An 18,053-nucleotide genomic window follows, 5' to 3' on the forward strand; every position below is an offset into this window, starting at 1 on the left:
AACCATGAATACAAAGACATCTCATTTTTCCCCATTGGATTTTCCTGAGCAATTACGAACTTATATAGAGGGAGCAACCCTTTCTGACAGCTCTTCTCATTCAGGAGCAAGGGTCCTCTATCTTGACTCAGGTTACTACTTGAAAATAGATCGAAAGGGAAGTTTAGAGCGAGAAGCTAGCATTGCAAGTTGGTTTGAACAAGAGGGAATAGGAACTCCAGTCATCCACTATCTATCTACAGATAAAGACTACCTCCTGACTAAAGAGGCTATTGGTCATGATGCTCTCGCTTTTTTAGACCAGCCAGAAAAAATCTGCCGAACAATGGCAGAGGCTCTTAAAAAGCTTCACAACTTAAACCCACAAAATTTTCCATCAGAAAATCATTTAAAAGCCTATAAAGAAAGAGCCATTAAAAACTATGAAAAAGGGGAGTTCTATGCCAAGGCACTCCTACCCCAATTCCGGATTAGTAGCCGCGAAGAGGCCTTCCAACTCATCCAAGAACAAGGGCACCTTTTAGAAACAGATGCCTTTATTCACGGTGATGCCTGTCTACCAAACTTTATTCTAAAAGATGCTGACCACTTCTCTTGTTTTATTGACCTTGGTTTGGCTGATTTTAGTGACCGACATATCGATCTCTTTTGGGCAGTTTGGTCCCTCAACTATAACCTAAAGGACCCTAAATACGCTGAACTATTTCTTGACTATTACGGGAGAGAACAGGTCAATATACTTAAACTTCGACTCGTTGCTGCCTTTGAAGCATTCGGATAAAAGAAAACCATGAAAATCACAAAACTAGAAAAGAAAAAAAGACTCTATCTGCTAGAGCTTGATAGCGACAAAACTTGCTACATTACCGAGGATACCATTGTTCGCTTTATGTTGACCAAAGATAAGGACATTAGTCCTCAAGAGTTTGCAGAAATCCAGACCTTTGCACAATTTTCCTACGGAAAGAATCTAGCACTCTACCACTTATCCTTCAAGGCTCGTACTGAAAAAGAAGTCCGAGATTATCTAAGTAAACATGAAATCGATGAGAACATCATACCCAAAGTCATCCAATCTCTAAAAGATGACAACTGGATAAATGACAGACAATATGCCTATGCTATTATCAACTCTAATCAGCTATCTGGTGACAAGGGAAGCTATATGCTGATGCAGAAGATTTCTCAAAAGGGAGTTGCCAAATCCATCATCCAAGAAGTCTTACAAGAATTTGATATGATGGAAGTCGCTGAACGCACGGCTGAAAAACTACTGAAAAAATACCAGGATAAATTACCTGCCCGTGCTCTACAGGATAAGATTATCCAAATCCTAACCAATAAAGGATTTTCCTACTCAGAAGCCAAGGCTGCCTTTGATCAACTAGATAGCCAGGTCGATGAAGAAACTGTCCAAGAGCTGATTTTTAAAGAGTTGGATAAGCAATACCAAAAATACTCACGAAAGTATGAAGGATACGAACTCAAGCAGCGCTTGACCCAAGTTTTAGCCAGAAAAGGTTATGATTTTTCGGATATAGCCAGCGCTCTTAGAGAATATCTTTAATTTTTTCATGAAAAACTAAGAACTTTAAACAAAAATGTGATACAATAGTAAACGATAAACTTATAAAATTGTAGAAAGTTGGTTAGTTATGAAACTTCCAAAAGAAGGCGACTTTATTACAATTCAAAGTTATAAGCATGATGGGAGTCTTCACCGTACTTGGCGAGACACCATGGTACTAAAAACAACAGAGAACGCTATTATCGGCGTCAACGACCACACACTTGTTACCGAAAGTGACGGTCGTCGTTGGGTGACTCGAGAGCCGGCTATTGTTTACTTTCACAAAAAATATTGGTTTAATATCATTGCCATGATTCGTGATAATGGGATTTCCTACTACTGCAACATGGCTAGCCCATACTATCTAGACGAAGAAGCTTTAAAATACATCGACTATGATTTAGATGTTAAAGTTTTTACAGATGGTGAGAAACGCCTCTTGGACGTTGAAGAATATGAACGTCATAAGCGTAAGATGAATTATCCTGATGATTTAGACTATATTTTGAAAGAGCATGTTAAGATTCTTGTTGATTGGATTAACAACGAACGAGGCCCCTTCTCAGAAGCCTATGTCAACATTTGGTACAAACGCTACGTAGAACTAAAGAATCGGTAAAGTTGTCAAACTAGGGTGTCTGCCCTAGTTTTTTTATAATCAAAAAACCTGCCTTAAGGCAGGTTTTCGTTTAAATATCTAATTTCGTAACGGTAAATTTGATATGGGAATAATCTTTCTCGATATCCTTATCTACCATAAAGGCTGTTGCATCCTTCTTGACCTGCACCAAGTCGATATTCTGGGCTTGAGCTGCATAGACACAACCACAGTAACATTGACGATAGATATCATATTCTTCACACATCTCTACAGAACGTTTGTAACCTTGGTTTTTCTTAAAGTCACTCGGAAGATAATGAGTGGTGTAGATTTTTTGCACATCAATCCCGATACTATTGATGGTTTGTGAATTTTTGTGAGGACTGATGGTTAGGGCTGAACCAAAATAGTCAAACCCTAAATCCATAGCCACCTGCGCTGTCTTGTCCAAACGATAGTCAAAACAAACCTTGCAACGATCGCCACCTTCAGGTTCTTCTTCCAAACCTCGAACCAGTTTACGGTATTCATTGGGTTCATAAGGTGCTTCTAGATATTGGACGTTGTTGCCAGTTCTCTCATTAAAATCACTGACAAACTTCTTGGTCACATAAGCACGCTTGTGATATTCTGCCTTGGGATGGATATTGGAATTAGCAAAATAAATGGTCACATCGGCATACTTAGTCAAGTACTCTAAAGTGTAGGTACTGCAGGGAGCACAACAGACGTGCATGAGAATAGTTGGTCTTTCTTCATTTTTTTCCCAAACTTGGACCATTTTTTGCATAACACGGTCATAGTTAATCTTTTGATTGGGATTCATCTTGCTTAGAATTTCTTCTACATCAATCATGCTCTTCTCCTTTTCTTCTTGTTATTTTATCACAAGAAGGCTCTTTGGGCAAATAGGGTTTCATGCTTTATTCAGTTATTAAGTCCTGATTTAATAGCTTGCCCATCCTTTTTAGACCAATTCTTAAGATAGGATAGGTTAATAGTAAGATAAGGCCTAGAACTAAAAAGACAGCTACAAGACCCCAACGATCAATCAACCAACCTGTCAGTGGGAAAATGACAATCATAGATAAACTAAAGAGCATGGAATTGATACTAAGCATAGTTGCTCTTACACTGGACGGTAAATAGCCTTGTAAGTCATTAAAATAGATTGGTTGATAAACTGCATAGAGTATATCGGTTAAAAGATAGACGAGAAGAAAAGCAAAGGGAGTTCCAAAAAATACCAATAGTAGGGACAAGCCCGTTAGTGCAACAAGAGTCGGAAAAACTCGATTGCTATTCCATTTTTTACCGATTTGGCTAGCCACATATACTGCCAATAGATTTAACCCACTACCAATAAGCATAACCAGTGAAACCTGCCATCCTGCTAAGTCACTTATTTTCTGCTGATAGTAAAAGTAAAACATACACATGAGTGTCCCTACTAGCTGATAAGTCAGCATCCAGTAAAAGAGTACTGGTTTTTCCTGCCATTCTTTTCGAACTTGCTGGACAATCATTTTAAAGGTCAAGACTTCATTTTTCTCTCTCTTGGCCATTGGTTCTTTCATAAAATAAATCAAAATGATAGAAAGAAATGATAATCCAATAGCAATTAGATAGGTCCAAGCCAATGCTCCGTGAATAAAGAAGCCTGCCACAACTGTACCTAAGGTTCGGGTGATTTCTGCCACACCAGACAAAAAGCTAGAAATCTGAAGATATCGATCCTTTTGCCCCGCTTCAACCGCCGAATCATATAAGAAAGCGGTACTGGTCCCCGAATCAAAATTGTAGGACCAAGCATTAACCATCATAGCGACAGCATAAATCCAAAAATTCCCCTTACCAAATAAAATCAAGATAGAGGATACAATACTGGCCAAGCGAGCCAAATAGAGATTGGTCTTGTAGCTAAACCGATCGGCCAACATACCAGACGGAATTTCACATAAGAGGCTTGTCCCGTGAAAGATACTTTCTAATAGACCGATTTGAAGTAAGGAAAGACCATTTTGAATGAAAAATAAAATCCAAAAACTGGTGATTCCAAAATAAGATGTAAATTCCAGACCTGCCAGGAGTGGAATATTGCGTTTGTAAGTTCTTTTAAACATCGTTTTCTCTCTTTCAATATGTAATATGATTGTTTCTAAAAGACTTACTGAGAGTTGCCTACATTTTCTCTACCTCTTTCATTTAAAGTAATACTCAATGAAAATCAAAGAGCAAACTAGGAAGCTAGCCGCAGGCTGTACTTGAGTACGGCAAGGTGAAGCTGACGTAGTTTGAATTTGATTTTCGAAGAGTATAAAAACGCCAGACGGCGTTTTTATGGCTATTAAGGTTTGATACGGTGCAACATACGTGGGAATGGAATAGCCTCACGGATGTGTTTTGTACCAGCTGCGAAGGTTACCATACGTTCGATACCGATACCAAATCCACCGTGTGGAACTGTACCGTATTTACGAAGGTCAAGGTAAAATTCATACTCTGTACGATCCATACCAAGAGATTCCATCTTCGCTACAAGGGCATCGTAATCTTCCTCACGCATGGAGCCACCGATGATTTCTCCGTAACCTTCTGGTGCGAGCAAGTCTGCACAAAGTACGCGATCTGGGTTACCAGGGACTGGCTTCATATAGAAGGCCTTGATATCTGCTGGGTAGTTCATGACAAAGGTTGGTACACCAAAGTGGTTTGAAATCCAAGTCTCGTGTGGTGAGCCGAAGTCATCTCCATGCTCGAGATGTTCATAGTCAGCGTCTTCATCATTTTCATGCTCTTGCAAGAGATCAATGGCTTCATCGTAAGTGATACGTTTGAATGGCTCTGCAATGTAGCGTTTCAAGAGCTCTGTATCACGTTCCAAGGTTTCCAAGGCTTGAGGGGCACGATCAAGAACACCTTGAAGCAAAGCTTTTACATAAGCTTCTTGCAAGTCAAGTGACTCATCATGTGTCAAGTATGAATACTCAGCATCCATCATCCAGAACTCAGTCAAGTGACGACGAGTCTTAGATTTTTCAGCACGGAATACTGGACCAAAGTCAAAGACACGACCAAGGGCCATAGCACCAGCTTCCAGATAAAGCTGACCTGATTGGCTCAAGTAGGCTGGTGTTCCAAAGTAGTCCGTTTCAAACAATTCAGTTGAATCTTCCGCCGCATTTCCTGAAAGGATTGGGCTATCAAATTTCATGAAGCCATTCTTGTCAAAGAACTCATAAGTTGCATAGATGATAGCGTTACGGATTTGCATAACCGCTACTTGCTTACGAGAGCGGAGCCATAAGTGACGGTTGTCCATCAAGAAGTCAGTTCCGTGTTCTTTTGGAGTAATTGGGTAATCTTGAGATTCACCGATCACTTCGATGTCTGTAATATCCAACTCATAACCAAATTTTGAGCGTTCGTCTTCTTTGACAATCCCTGTCACGAAAACAGAAGTTTCTTGGCTTAGGCGTTTGATGGTGTCAAATTTTTCAAGACCTACTTCTTCACCAAATTTTTCGATAAAGTTTGGTTTGAAAGCCACACCTTGGAAAAAGGCAGTTCCGTCACGCAATTGCAAGAAGGCAATTTTTCCTTTTCCTGACTTGTTAGCAACCCAAGCACCAATAGTCACTTCTTGCCCAACGTAGTCTTTTACTTCGATAATTGTTACACGTTTTGTCATGTTTTATCTTCCTTTTTTGTTTAACTTGTCCAAAGACATTATTACTCATTATTGTACCACAAATAATGCCTGATAGCTAGCTAGTTTGATAGAAATTCATAAGTTTTAACAACAAAAACCTCCGCCAATGAGGCAGAGGTTTTACTTCCTAATTTTCCATAAATTGGTGCAAGCGACGAATAGCTTCTTTGAGTGTATCTAGGTCTGTCGCATAGCTGAGACGGACATTCTCTGGTGCTCCAAATCCTGCTCCCGTAATCAAGGCCAGACCCACTTCCTCAAGAATAGCCGTTGTAAATGCTGTTACATCTGTATAGCCTTTCATCTCCATAGCTTTTTTAACATTTGGGAAGAGGTAGAAGGCTCCTTGCGGTTTGACTACTTCAAAGCCAGGGACTTGGCACAAGAGAGGATAAATGGTATTGAGACGTTCCTCGAAAGCCTGACGCATGGTTTCTACGGAGTCTTGTGGACCAGTTAAGGCCTCGATTGTTGCGTATTGTGAAACAGCGGTTAGGTTTGAAGTTGTTTGACCAGTCAATTTGCTCATAGCAGCAATAATTTCTGGATCACCTACTGCATAACCAACACGCCATCCTGTCATAGCGTAGGCCTTAGACACTCCATTGATGACAATAGTTTGTTTGCGAATATCTTCTGACAGACTAGAGATTGGAACGAACTCATTCCCGTTATAGACCAAACGTCCATAAATATCATCGGCCAGGATAAGAATATCATGCTTAACTGCCCAATTTCCAATGGCTAACAATTCCTCACGAGAATAGATCATCCCAGTCGGATTAGATGGTGAGTTTAGTACCAAGACTTTAGTCTTATCTGTGCGAGCAGCTTCTAATTGCTCCACAGTCACTTTAAAGTGATTGTCTTCCTTGGCTTGGACAAATACTGGAAGGCCTTCTGCCATCTTAACCTGATCCCCATAGCTGACCCAGTATGGTGTTGGAATGATAACCTCATCACCTGGATTAATCACAGCCATAAAGAAAGTATAAAGGGAGAACTTGGCACCAGTCGCAAAAGTGACCTCATTAGCTGCCACAGAATATCCATAATATCGTTCAAAATAGGTATTGACTGCTGCTTTTAACTCAGGCAAACCTGAAGCCACCGTATAGAAAGACGCGCGACCATCTCGAATGGCTGCAACCGCAGCATCCTGAATATTTTCAGGAGTATGAAAATCGGGCTGACCTAAAGTCAAGAAAAGAACGTCTTTTCCTTCAGCCTTTAACTTCTTTGCTCTTGCATCACTAGCCAGAGTAACGCTTTCTTCAATCTCTAAGACTCGTTTGGATAATTTCATTGTTTCTCCTTTTCGACTAAGGCACCAGATTCAAAATCTACTAGATAATAGTCTCCTCCAGACTTGATTTCCCAGACAGGCTTTTCAGCGTACCGTCCGAAGGTAATCTTGTCGATCTCAGTTGCTCCTTTTTCTCTGACAACTGCTTCTGCTTTTTCTTGAGAAGTACCATTTTCTAGTTGATATACGTAAATATTGTTGCTACTTTTCTCTATTAAGACAGCAACTGATTTCTGGTTCTTATCTTGGCCAAGAACACTATAATAGCTTTCTAAACCATTGAAGATATCAATCTGGCTAACCGTTTCTAGATTTGCATACTGCTTAGCGAGTCTTTCACCTTCTACCTTAGCAGTTTGATAAGGCTTCATGCTGAGCCATACCAAGTAGAGAAAGGAAGAAGTGATGACTAGAGTTAACAAAGTTATACCAATAATGTACTGAAATAATAGGGAATTTTTTTCTTTTTTCTGTCTCTTTTTCACTCGTCTATTTTACCATCTATCCTAGTGAATTACAAGTGAAGTTAGGGGAGGAATCTGGATTTTCAATACGTTTTTAGAATATCATTACATAACTTCAAGCCGTGTTTTTATAGACTTTTCTACAGTCTTCATTTTTAATTAAAAACTTAGATTCTATTGATTTTATTTTCTGAGCATATCCCTTGCAAATGATTTTATCGTGTTGTAACATATATTATAACAACAGAGTGATTCTGATTAAAAGATTGAAATTTAAAGGAGACTCCCTATGTCTAAAAAAGTATTATTTATCGTTGGTTCACTTCGTGAAGGTTCATTCAACCACCAAATGGCACTAGAAGCTGAAAAGGCACTTGCTGGCAAAGCCGAGGTAAGTTACCTTGACTACTCAGCCATTCCTCTCTTTAGCCAAGACCTTGAAGTTCCTACACTTCCAGCTGTTTCAGCGGCTCGAGAAGCTGTTCAAGCTGCAGATGCAATCTGGATCTTCTCTCCAGTCTACAATTTCTCAATTCCAGGGACTGTGAAAAACTTACTTGACTGGCTTTCACGCGCAATTGACTTGTCTGACACTCGTGGAGCATCTGCTCTTCAAGATAAGATTGTTACTGTATCATCTGTAGCTAACGCTGGACATGATCAACTCTTTGCGATTTACAAAGACCTTCTACCATTTATCCGTACACAGGTTGTTGGTGATTTTACCGCAGCCCGTGTTAATGATTCTGCCTGGGCAGATGGGCAATTAGTCCTTGAAGATAGCGTCGCTGCTTCTCTAGAAAAACAAGCTGAAGATTTACTTCAAGCTATTCAATAATAAAAAAGATAGTAGAAAATCTCATTTCTACTATCTTTTTGTTTATTCAACAAACTCTCCGATCATACTATGTTTTAATGGCAAACTACACATTACCAAAAGGAAAATGAAGGAGGATTGAATCCAAAAGAGGGCCAAATCAAAAATTCCATGCACAGCAACTACTGTTAAGAATGAAAGATAAAGACCAACAATCGGACGCTTGCTCGGCTCCTGGCTCATATCAATCAACATTCGAATTGGACCAGAAGAAGCTATTCCTAACAATACCGTTCCTACCACACCGTAACTCAATATCGTATCAATGTATATACTATGAGCATGTTCGTGATAAGGAGCAAAAATACGAGGATAAGAGTGCATATAGGTTAGGGGACCCTCACCCCAGAAGGGATTTTGTTTGAATAAGGTCATACCTGCATTCCAGATCGACACTCGTTCTTCCATAGACGAATCGAGCGTTCCCATTCGAACTCCCAAATCACTCGAGAAGAGAAAGGCTAAACCAACACCAAAGACTCCGATACTGAGCCAGAAGGCACGCCAGTTCTTAATGGTAGTGAAAAGATAAATAATCGCACCAAAGATAATAGCTGGAAAAGCTGTTCTATTTTGGGTGAAATTCAAGCCAAACAAATTCGCAAAGATTGCAATGAGAGAGAAAATTCTCAACCATCTCAATCTAGTCGTACTAATTAGGTAAAATCCAATCATAATACAGAAGCAACAGATAATCCCATAATAATTAGGATTAAAGAAGGCTACTTCTGCACGGTTCTGATGCCAGACCTGCATCTTAGGTGATAAGAAAGTATAATCAAATTTCTTTACAATCTGAAAATGCTCTAAGGCTGCAAAAACTGATGCTAGCACACTAAGCGACATAACCGATTGCAATACTAATCTGAAAAACTTAGGGGTTAAATGGGCTTGGTAATAATAAAAGAAAATTGCAAAGAGGAACATTCCTAAAGTGGAAACCATCCCCATCACATTTTGAGCTAAAAGCGAGATTACACCACTATAGCCGATAAATAAAAGTAAGATAAAATGGTGGGATAATCGTTTTAATATCCCCTTCATCTCTCCTGTAAATATTAGACCTATTAAGTAGGCGATAAAAATAATAACGAAAATATAAAAAGGCAAGAAAATACTTAGAATAACAGCTAGTAAGACTAGCTCTTTCTTGGATAAGCCTTTCAATTTTTCAATGATACCTATTGATTTCACAACAGATCCTTTCTCTCTGCGCTATAAAGCTCAGATAAATAAACTATTAAAACATTTTACCATTTTTCAAATGATTTGAAAACCACTTTGTCCATGTCATCCTGACTAAAACTAGGTAAAATTTTATAGCGAGCTAAGATATCTCTCAAAGCGCGCATCCTTTTTTAAAAATATGGTACAATAAATCTAGTTGTTCCAGAAAGGACCTAGTATGAAATCCTACCAAGAAGTTTACAAAATCTTAGCTCATGAAACAGATTATTTAAGCGGAGAGAAAATCGCTGAAATATTAAACCTCTCTCGCACCTCTGTTTGGAAGGCTATCCAGCGCCTCCAGCAGGAAGGTTTAGAAATTGACAGCATCAAAAACCGTGGCTACAAACTTCTTCACGGTGACCTAATCTTACCTCAAGAAATAGAAGCTAACAGCCCAATCTTAGTTCAATTTAAACCTATCACCAAATCAACCCAGAGTGATGCTAAGGAGGCCATGGAAGCTGGTGCCAAAGGAGACACACTCTACCTATCAACAGGCCAAACTATGGGACGTGGTCGATTTCAACGCCCCTACTATTCTCCAGAACAAGGTGGGATTTACATGTCTCTCCACCTCAAGCCCAATCTCTCTTATCTAGATTTGCCAGCCTATACACTCCTGACTGCAGCCGCAATTTATAAGGCTGTTAAAAACCTTTGTCTGATTGATTTAGATATCAAATGGGTAAATGATTTATACCTAAATCAGAAAAAAATAGCCGGTATTCTAACCGAAGCCATCACTTCTGTCGAAACAGGCCTTGTCACAGATGTTATTATTGGTGTTGGTATCAACTTTTCTATCGCTGATTTTCCAAAAAACCTACAAGGGAAAGCTGGAAGTCTCTTCTCTCAAAATAGCCCAATCACTCGCAATGAGCTGATTGCAGAAATCTGGAAATGTTTCTACGAAACTGAGTCCGATGAGCTGCTTTACCTTTATAAAAAACAATCAATTGTTTTAGGCAAAGAAATTTCCTTTAAGAAAGATCAAGAAATCATCTCAGGAAAAGCTTGTGATATCTCTGACCAGGGTCAACTACAAATCCAATTAGCTACTGGTGAAAAAATTTGGCTCAATAGTGGTGAAGTTTCGCTCACTAAATGGTGAATTATTTTTTAAAAATAAAAAATCGACCTCTCTTTCGAGAAGGTCGATTTTCTTATCATTTATTTTTTCAAACGCTCAACATCACGCGCAATCACAAGTTCTTCATCAGTTGGGATGACAAGTACACGAAGTGTCGCAGCATCTGTAGAAATGTCTCCAGTTACTCCAAAGACATTTTTCTCTGGGTCTAGATCACAACCAAACCAAGAGATACCTGAAATAACTTTCTCGCGCACAAGAGTTGCATTTTCACCAACACCAGCAGTAAAGATAATAGCATCTGCTCCGTTTAGAACTGCCAAGTATTGTCCAATGTATTTTTGGATACGGTCAACGTACATTTCAAATGCCAAAGCAGCATCATGATTCCCTGCTTCCATTGCAGCAATCACATCACGCATATCACTAGACTTCCCTGAAACACCCAGCAATCCTGACTCACGATTAAGAATACGACTGATGTCCTCAGGCTTGTTAAAGTCCTCTGTATATTGCATTAAATAAGGAATGATGGCTGGATCAATATCCCCTGTACGAGTTCCCATCATAACACCACCAAGTGGAGTGAATCCCATTGATGTATCGATTGATTGACCACCTTTAACAGCTGTGATAGAAGCACCGTTACCAATATGGCAAGTGATCAACTTCAACTCTTCTAATGGACGTCCCAAAAGTTTTGCTGCTTCTTGAGCAACATATTGGTGACTTGTACCGTGTGCTCCATATTTACGAACCTTGTTTTCTGTATAGTACTTAGTTGGTAATGGATAACGGTATGCTTTTTCTGGCATTGTTGTGTGGAATGATGTATCAAAGACTGCTACACTTGTAATATCTGGCAACAATTCTTTGAAGGCACGAATCCCAGCTGCATTGGCAGGGTTGTGCAATGGAGCAAGAAGTCCTAGTTCTTCAATTTTTTCTAAGACATCACCTTCAACAACTGTAGACTCTTTGAAGTACTCTCCACCTGCAACAACACGGTGTCCGACACCAGTAATTTCATCATAAGTTTTAATAATATTAAAACGAATCAAGTCATCAAGTAAAATCTTAACAGCCAAGGTATGGTTTTCAATATCAAGAACTTGTTCTTCAGAACGACCATCAAACTTAACTGTTGAAACAGAATCCTTCAATCCGATTCGCTCAATTAAACCTTTTGCAAGCACCTTTTCTTCTGGCATTTGATATAGTTGCCATTTCAAGCTAGAGCTTCCAGCGTTAATTGCAATGGTTTTTGTCATAAATTTATTCCCCTTTTTAAGCGTTTTCAACTATTATACCAAAATTTGCACTAGATTTCATGCCCTTGACACCAATTTTGAAAATTTTCCTTAAATTCCATTAAAATTTCAGGGTCACGAAGACTGGTAAGTGGATAAACAAATGGTTCAACTCCTTCTCCTGTCTTCTTTTGTAGGACAAAAATGCTCTTAGACTGAGCTCCTTGGGCGAAGAGATCCTCTGGTAAGGCAATAATTGCCACTAGTTGAGCCTGGTCAGTCAACCATGATTTCAAAAGTTCACTCTGAGGACTTGTCAGGAGATCTGTTGGAGCTAGAAAAATCGCATAGCCTCCTGTTCTGAGATACTTGAGTGATTGTTCCATTAACAAATGATGAGCATAAGTATGTTCATTCTTAGCCGCTACTTGATAACGTGAGGCTGTCTGATCATCTGGATAGTAACCGACAGGCAGGTCGCTCACAATGATATCACTTTCTTTTAATACTTGTGGACGTACTGCATCTCCTTGGACAAAGCCCATTTGAAGATCCATTACTTCCGCCATGCTTGCCGCCAAGTCAATCAAGAGATCATCAAGTTCTATTCCCAGGTAATCTATCTTTTTGTTCATGGACGTTAAGAAACTAGCACCCAGAATTCCCATCCCAGATCCCAATTCCAATAAGCTCACATTTTCAGCAGGGAAAAGTTGTTCAATGATAAAAATCATCAAGTGACCAACCGCATCTGGTGTGAACTGGTGATTGGCTTGAAGAGGTTCTGTTTGAGCTGCCTTCATTAACAAAAATTGATAGGTCCGTAACCACTCCTCTTTTCGAAGTGCCAAACGTTTTAAAGCTTGATTGTTTTTCTTGACATCTTCCAGATTTGTCTGACCATCCAGATAGATCCCATTTTGTTCAATCAAGGCATCATAAAAGCTTGTCGCCAAATCGTTTTGAATGATTTGGACATTTTCTAGTAAATAGGTATATGCTTGTTCAATTTTTTCAAAATCCATAATCTTATCTTACCAAATTCAGAGCTGATTTTCCAGATTTTCATAATACTGAAAACAAATAAAAACCTCTGAGATGACTCTCAAAGGTTTATTCTACTATTTACTATTTTCAACAGCTGCTGTTACAAAAGCAGTGTAAAGTTCTTCTGGACGATTTGGACGACTTGAAAGCTCTGGATGGTACTGACAAGCCACAAAGAATTTGTTTTCTGGGATTTCAACAATTTCGACCAAGCGATTGTCTGGTGAAACACCTGAGAAGACAAATCCTGCACCTTCAAACTGTTCACGGAAGGCATTGTTAAACTCGTAACGGTGACGATGACGACGTTGAACCACTTCTTTGTTATGATAAGCTGCCGCTGCCTTAGAACCACGTTTCAACTTAGAAGGATAAAGTCCCAAACGAAGGGTTCCCCCCATGTCCTCAACATCAATCTGATCACGCATGATATCGATGATTGGATATTTTGTATCAGGATCAAGCTCTGCTGAATTAGCCCCCTCAAGTCCCAAAACATGACGGGCAAACTCGATACAAGTCAATTGCATTCCCAAGCAAACTCCCAACATTGGTACATCATTTTCTCGAGCATAGCGAATCGCTTGAATCTTACCCTCAGTGCCACGTTGACCAAAACCACCTGGAACGATAATTCCATCAGCGTCATCTAATAGTTCCGCTACATTGTCAGCTGTCACGTCATTAGCATTGACCCAATCAATCTTGACTTCTGCATCATTGGCATAACCAGAGTGTTTCAAGGCCTCTACGACAGAAATGTAGGCATCTTGCAACTCGACATACTTACCAACAAGAGCAATTTTAACTTGTTTTTTTAGATTCATAACCTTATCAACCATAGCAGACCACTCTGTCATATCTGCTTCCGGTGCGTCAATCTTCAAATGGTCACAGACGATTTGGTCCATGCCTTGAGCTTGCAGATTAAGCGGAATTTGGTAAAGATGATCTACGTCTAAGGACTCGATAACAGCTTCTGGCGCCACATCACAGAACTGGGCTAGTTTGTTTTTAATCCCTTGTCCTGACGGTTTTTCTGTACGAATGACTAACATATTTGGCTGGATTCCCAAACCACGCAATTCTTTGACAGAGTGTTGAGTCGGCTTGGTCTTCATTTCTCCAGCCGCCTTGAGGTAAGGAAGCAAGGTTGTATGGATATACATGACATTTTCTGCTCCGACATCAGACTTCATCTGACGAAGCGCCTCTAGGAATGGAAGGGACTCAATATCTCCAACTGTTCCCCCAACCTCTGTAATAATAACATCAGAGTCAGTTGTTAGGGCAGCACGCTTGATTTTTTCTTTCAAGGCATCAGTAATATGAGGAATGACTTGGACAGTTGCACCCAGGTACTCCCCACGACGTTCTTTACGCAGAACTTCACTGTAGATTTTACCAGTTGTCACATTTGAGTATTTATTGAGATTGATATCAATAAAACGTTCATAGTGACCCAAGTCCAAATCTGTCTCAGCCCCATCATCTGTTACAAAGACTTCCCCGTGTTGGTAAGGGCTCATGGTTCCTGGGTCAATATTGATATAAGGGTCAAATTTTTGGATGGTTACCTTCAAACCACGATTTTTCAAGAGCCGTCCTAGGCTCGCCGCAACGATCCCTTTCCCAATAGACGACACCACACCACCAGTTACAAAAATATATTTCGTAGACATAGATTCCTCTTTCTAAAATGCTCAAGATCTTGTTCACTAGAGGGGGACCAAGAAAACAAGACCTTCACCGATAACTACAATTCAGGATGATCATTTTCCTGGAAAAACAAAAATAGCTCCCTAGTAACTAGGAAGCTCCGACCTCAAAAAGAGGTGCCCGAACAATATCTTACCTCAATTTGGTACATTTGTCAAATGTCATTCTTTACTAGATTTATAGTTCTACTGCAGAAAAGAAAAACAACAAGGGAATTCCCTTGTTGTTTGGTATTATTCTTCTTCGTCCTCAGAGTCTTCGTCATCTTCTTCAACGAGATCGACATCTTCCCCAAGATCATCTGGTGCGATTTCGTTGATTTCAGCGTCGTAGGCTTCTACTTCGTTCTTCTCATCGTCTGGATTTTCTTCATCGTAAGAAAGAGCTGGATCTTCTTCGTAGACATCTTCATCTTCTGGATCATCTGCACCGTAATCAATGGCATCCGTATCTCCATCCATAAAGGCATTAACACGTTTTTTCTTAGCCTTAGGTGCTACTTCCTCGTCGTCACTTTCTTCAAGTGCAATGATTTCTTCGTCAATTTCATCTACTCCATACCATGAACGAAGGCCCCACTTGTTATCTCCAAGAGAGATAAAGCTACCATCAAAGTTCAACTCTGTATAGAACAAAGGTAGTGCTTCGCGAATATCGCTATTAGAGGTACCAAGATAGTTTTGGATTTCATTGACCAAATCGCTAAAATGCATCTCGTGGTCGCGACCACGTTGTTCCAAGATGGCACGAGCCACCTCAATCATAGATAGTTCACTTTTTTCTTGCCCAGCAAATACTTCTAATTCCAAAGCGTTTCTCCTCTTTTTTTACTACTAATGCCAGAGTATATAAACTCTGGTCTCATTTTATCACGTACTCTTTATTGTACGATAATTTTCTTTATTAGTCAAAGGTTTAGAAGAAATTAATGTGAAATATTTCAGCGAATAAAAAGACCTGGGAGTGTATCTCACAGGTCCGTTATTTTATTTATAGCTTAAAGCTCGTTTAAAGGTTTTCCAGATACCTAAATCATCTGTTTGAAGGACTAGGCTGGCATACATACGTCCGATAAAGGCTGTTGCAGTCACAGCAAATACAACTGTTATCGCAAGAGAAATCCAAGCCTCGATACTATTTGCATAACCATTAATAGCTCTGAAAGGCATAAAGAAGGTCGAGATGAAAGGAATATAAGAACCTATTTTCAAAATCAAATTATCTCCTGCAGCGCCTAGGGCAGTAACGCCAACAAAACCAGCTATTATCAAAATCATCAACGGAGATAAGGCCTTTCCTGCATCTTCAGGGCGAGAAACCATAGAACCTAAGAAGGCTGCCAAGACTACATACATGAAAAGACTGACTAAGACAAATAACAAGGTATTGATCGAAAAGGCTTCTCCCAAGTGATTCAGAATACCTGAATTAGCCAAGATAGGCATATCCTTAAAGAATAAGATAGCTCCAAGTCCGCCTACAACATAAATACCAATATGAGTCAAAATGACAAGAAGCAAGGCAATCATGCGTGCGTAAAAGTAGTGACTAGCACGAATACTTGAGAAGACCACTTCCATAATTTTTGTCCCTTTTTCACTGGCTACCTCTTGAGCAGTGACACTGGCATAAGTAATCAAGATCATATAGAGGAAGAAGCCTAGTCCTGCCGCCGCAAAGGTTTGGACCATCTTTTTACTTTCCTTAGATTCATCAATCTGCTCTGAGAATTGAATCATTTGTGCCAATTGTTGTTCCTGTTCCTGCGATAAATGTGCCTCCGAACGATTGAGTTGGTATTGGAGCTCATTCAACTTAGTTGTCACAGCTAACTTAATACCAGTTTCAAGTGAAGTTTCACCGTGATAGACTGCCTTGAGGACACTACCTTCTTGATCAATGGTCAAATAACCTTTTATTTTTTCATCCTTGACAGCTTCTTGGGCGCTTGCTTCATCCTTATAGTCAAAATTAATGCCATTGGTCGATTTAAGACTCTCTGTTACAGCAGGCACCGAACTAACTACTGCCACCTTATTATTCTGAGCTAGAGAGGAACCTTGGAGATAGCCAATCCCGCCAGACAAGCCGATAAAGAGAAAAGGCGAGATTACCATAAAGAAGAAACTCCAGGATTTGACATGACGTAGATAAGTTTCTTTGATTACAACCAACATATTTCTCATACTTCCACCCCTGATTCTAGTTTAAAGATTTCATCAATTGTCGGAGCTTGCTGGTCAAAGGTCGCGATATAGTGTCCTTGAGTCAAGATAGCAAAAAGCTCCTGTCCAGCATTTTCATCATCTAGGATGAGCTTCCAAATCCCCTGCTTGGTCAAGCTAGCATGAATGACATGTGGGAGTTTTTCCAAGTCTTCCTGACTCTTTTCACTTGCAACAAAGAGTCGCGTTTTGCCGTATTGATTACGAACATCTTGGACTGGTCCATGCAAGACGACACGCCCATCACGAATCATAAGGATATCATCACATAGCTCTTCGACATTGGTCATGACGTGGTCTGAAAAGATAATGGTTGCACCACGTTCTTTTTCTTTGAGGATAACCTGCTTGAGCAATTCAGTATTGACTGGATCCAGACCACTAAAAGGTTCATCTAGAATGATCAGATCTGGTTCATGCATTAAAGTAATGATCAGCTGAATCTTCTGTTGATTCCCTTTTGAGAGACTCTTAATCTTGTCTGTCAATTTCCCCTTGACTTCCAGCTTCTCCATCCATTGAGGGAGTTTTTCTTTGACTTCTTTGGCATCCATGCCTTTTAACATGGCTAGGTAACGAACCTGCTCTAGGACTGTCAACTTAGGCATGAGACTACGTTCCTCGGGTAGATAGCCAATCTGAGCATAGGTTTCCTGACGAATTTCCTGGCCATCAAACTGAATTTCTCCCTGATAATCTAAAAATTTCAAAATACTATGAAAAATGGTTGTTTTCCCAGCTCCATTTTTCCCAACCAGCCCCAAAATACGCCCTGGTCGTGCTTGAAAGTCAACACCAAACAAAACTTGCTTAGGCCCAAAACTCTTCTCTAGATTTCTTACTTCGAGCATCATCCACCTCCGAAATTTATTGCACTCATTATACTCCTTTTTGATAGACTTTACAATGATTTATGTACATTTTTATTAGTAGAATTTACTAGGCATCTTTTATATCAAAAC

17 protein-coding genes are annotated in these 18,053 nt (G+C 39.7%); 5 read left to right on the forward strand and 12 right to left on the reverse strand.

All coding sequences use genetic code 11. The features are described 5' to 3' along the window. Nucleotides 1-4 precede the first annotated feature (4 nt). The 3 genes from I1J71_RS03865 to I1J71_RS03875 all read left to right on the forward strand — a co-directional run bounded on the left by I1J71_RS03865 (nt 5) and on the right by I1J71_RS03875 (nt 2,189). Complete coding sequence (locus I1J71_RS03865) at nt 5-781, forward strand: aminoglycoside 3'-phosphotransferase (RefSeq protein WP_195183780.1); 777 nt, start codon at nt 5-7, stop codon at nt 779-781. Between the two features lie 9 nt (nt 782-790). Next, nucleotides 791-1,567: a recombination regulator RecX gene (gene recX, locus I1J71_RS03870; protein ID WP_195183781.1), complete on the forward strand. Its 777-nt coding sequence runs from the start codon at nt 791-793 to the stop codon at nt 1,565-1,567. 88 nt (nt 1,568-1,655) lie between these two features. Continuing rightward, complete coding sequence (locus I1J71_RS03875) at nt 1,656-2,189, forward strand: DUF402 domain-containing protein (protein WP_004252157.1); 534 nt, start codon at nt 1,656-1,658, stop codon at nt 2,187-2,189. Nucleotides 2,190-2,259: 70 nt separating this feature from the next. Here the strand turns inward: I1J71_RS03875 and I1J71_RS03880 are convergent, their stop codons facing one another. From I1J71_RS03880 to I1J71_RS03900, 5 genes are all read right to left on the reverse strand, one after another. Then, the gene (locus tag I1J71_RS03880) at nt 2,260-3,027 is read right to left on the reverse strand and encodes an epoxyqueuosine reductase QueH (RefSeq protein WP_006150335.1); all 768 of its coding nucleotides are present in this window, start codon (nt 3,025-3,027) and stop codon (nt 2,260-2,262) included. Nucleotides 3,028-3,094: 67 nt separating this feature from the next. Beyond that, nucleotides 3,095-4,294, reverse strand: a complete 1,200-nt coding sequence (locus tag I1J71_RS03885) for an MFS transporter (RefSeq protein WP_195183782.1) — start codon at nt 4,292-4,294, stop codon at nt 3,095-3,097. Nucleotides 4,295-4,518: 224 nt separating this feature from the next. Further along, on the reverse strand, nt 4,519-5,862 hold the full coding sequence (gene asnS, locus I1J71_RS03890) for an asparagine--tRNA ligase (protein WP_195183783.1): 1,344 nt from the start codon (nt 5,860-5,862) through the stop codon (nt 4,519-4,521). A 148-nt stretch (nt 5,863-6,010) separates the two neighbouring features. Then, nucleotides 6,011-7,189 carry a pyridoxal phosphate-dependent aminotransferase gene (locus tag I1J71_RS03895; protein WP_004252146.1) on the reverse strand — a complete coding sequence of 393 codons (1,179 nt, stop codon included), beginning with the start codon at nt 7,187-7,189 and terminating at the stop codon, nt 6,011-6,013. Beyond that, nucleotides 7,186-7,674, reverse strand: a complete 489-nt coding sequence (locus tag I1J71_RS03900; RefSeq protein ID WP_070677107.1) for a DUF5590 domain-containing protein — start codon at nt 7,672-7,674, stop codon at nt 7,186-7,188. Before I1J71_RS03900 ends, I1J71_RS03895 begins: the two co-directional genes overlap by 4 nt. A 268-nt stretch (nt 7,675-7,942) precedes the next feature. On the opposite strand from I1J71_RS03900, the gene I1J71_RS03905 reads away from it, so the two are divergent. Beyond that, entirely contained in the window at nt 7,943-8,491 is a 549-nt protein-coding gene (locus I1J71_RS03905; RefSeq protein ID WP_195183784.1) for an NADPH-dependent FMN reductase, read from the forward strand. A gap of 42 nt (nt 8,492-8,533) precedes the next feature. On the opposite strand, the gene I1J71_RS03910 is transcribed toward I1J71_RS03905, so the two are convergent. Next, the gene (locus I1J71_RS03910; protein ID WP_195183785.1) at nt 8,534-9,724 is read right to left on the reverse strand and encodes an O-antigen ligase family protein; all 1,191 of its coding nucleotides are present in this window, start codon (nt 9,722-9,724) and stop codon (nt 8,534-8,536) included. 211 nt (nt 9,725-9,935) lie between these two features. On the opposite strand from I1J71_RS03910, the gene birA reads away from it, so the two are divergent. Then, entirely contained in the window at nt 9,936-10,871 is a 936-nt protein-coding gene (gene birA, locus I1J71_RS03915) for a bifunctional biotin--[acetyl-CoA-carboxylase] ligase/biotin operon repressor BirA (RefSeq protein WP_195183786.1), read from the forward strand. A gap of 59 nt (nt 10,872-10,930) precedes the next feature. On the opposite strand, the gene I1J71_RS03920 is transcribed toward birA, so the two are convergent. The 6 genes from I1J71_RS03920 to I1J71_RS03945 form a co-directional block, all read right to left on the reverse strand. Further along, nucleotides 10,931-12,121 carry an acetate kinase gene (locus I1J71_RS03920; protein WP_195183787.1) on the reverse strand — a complete coding sequence of 397 codons (1,191 nt, stop codon included), beginning with the start codon at nt 12,119-12,121 and terminating at the stop codon, nt 10,931-10,933. A gap of 50 nt (nt 12,122-12,171) precedes the next feature. Beyond that, complete coding sequence (locus tag I1J71_RS03925; protein ID WP_195183788.1) at nt 12,172-13,125, reverse strand: class I SAM-dependent methyltransferase; 954 nt, start codon at nt 13,123-13,125, stop codon at nt 12,172-12,174. 96 nt (nt 13,126-13,221) lie between these two features. Continuing rightward, nucleotides 13,222-14,829, reverse strand: a complete 1,608-nt coding sequence (locus tag I1J71_RS03930; RefSeq protein WP_195183789.1) for a CTP synthase — start codon at nt 14,827-14,829, stop codon at nt 13,222-13,224. Nucleotides 14,830-15,099: 270 nt separating this feature from the next. Beyond that, a complete protein-coding gene (gene rpoE, locus I1J71_RS03935; protein WP_195183790.1) occupies nt 15,100-15,675 on the reverse strand; it encodes a DNA-directed RNA polymerase subunit delta in 576 nt (191 codons plus the stop codon). A 177-nt stretch (nt 15,676-15,852) separates the two neighbouring features. After that, nucleotides 15,853-17,052, reverse strand: coding sequence for an ABC transporter permease (locus I1J71_RS03940; protein WP_195183791.1), 1,200 nt, complete (start codon nt 17,050-17,052; stop codon nt 15,853-15,855). Next, nucleotides 17,049-17,942 (reverse strand): ABC transporter ATP-binding protein, encoded by an 894-nt coding sequence (locus I1J71_RS03945; protein WP_195183792.1) that lies wholly within the window; start codon nt 17,940-17,942, stop codon nt 17,049-17,051. Before I1J71_RS03945 ends, I1J71_RS03940 begins: the two co-directional genes overlap by 4 nt. Nucleotides 17,943-18,053: the final 111 nt, after the last annotated feature.

It is taken from the genome of Streptococcus infantis, from assembly GCF_015546995.1.
GTDB lineage: Bacteria > Bacillota > Bacilli > Lactobacillales > Streptococcaceae > Streptococcus > Streptococcus infantis_J.

Bases quoted from the DNA above. Each gene is read 5' to 3' on its own strand.
- I1J71_RS03940 (WP_195183791.1), bottom strand. From the start codon at position 17,052: ATGAGAAATATGTTGGTTGTAATCAAAGAAACTTATCTACGTCATGTC.
- I1J71_RS03920 (WP_195183787.1), bottom strand. From the start codon at position 12,121: ATGACAAAAACCATTGCAATTAACGCTGGAAGCTCTAGCTTGAAATGG.
- I1J71_RS03905 (WP_195183784.1), top strand. From the start codon at position 7,943: ATGTCTAAAAAAGTATTATTTATCGTTGGTTCACTTCGTGAAGGTTCA.
- I1J71_RS03930 (WP_195183789.1), bottom strand. From the start codon at position 14,829: ATGTCTACGAAATATATTTTTGTAACTGGTGGTGTGGTGTCGTCTATT.
- I1J71_RS03925 (WP_195183788.1), bottom strand. From the start codon at position 13,125: ATGGATTTTGAAAAAATTGAACAAGCATATACCTATTTACTAGAAAAT.
- birA (WP_195183786.1), top strand. From the start codon at position 9,936: ATGAAATCCTACCAAGAAGTTTACAAAATCTTAGCTCATGAAACAGAT.
- I1J71_RS03880 (WP_006150335.1), bottom strand. From the start codon at position 3,027: ATGATTGATGTAGAAGAAATTCTAAGCAAGATGAATCCCAATCAAAAG.
- recX (WP_195183781.1), top strand. From the start codon at position 791: ATGAAAATCACAAAACTAGAAAAGAAAAAAAGACTCTATCTGCTAGAG.
- asnS (WP_195183783.1), bottom strand. From the start codon at position 5,862: ATGACAAAACGTGTAACAATTATCGAAGTAAAAGACTACGTTGGGCAA.
- I1J71_RS03885 (WP_195183782.1), bottom strand. From the start codon at position 4,294: ATGTTTAAAAGAACTTACAAACGCAATATTCCACTCCTGGCAGGTCTG.
- I1J71_RS03865 (WP_195183780.1), top strand. From the start codon at position 5: ATGAATACAAAGACATCTCATTTTTCCCCATTGGATTTTCCTGAGCAA.
- I1J71_RS03895 (WP_004252146.1), bottom strand. From the start codon at position 7,189: ATGAAATTATCCAAACGAGTCTTAGAGATTGAAGAAAGCGTTACTCTG.
- I1J71_RS03875 (WP_004252157.1), top strand. From the start codon at position 1,656: ATGAAACTTCCAAAAGAAGGCGACTTTATTACAATTCAAAGTTATAAG.
- I1J71_RS03945 (WP_195183792.1), bottom strand. From the start codon at position 17,942: ATGCTCGAAGTAAGAAATCTAGAGAAGAGTTTTGGGCCTAAGCAAGTT.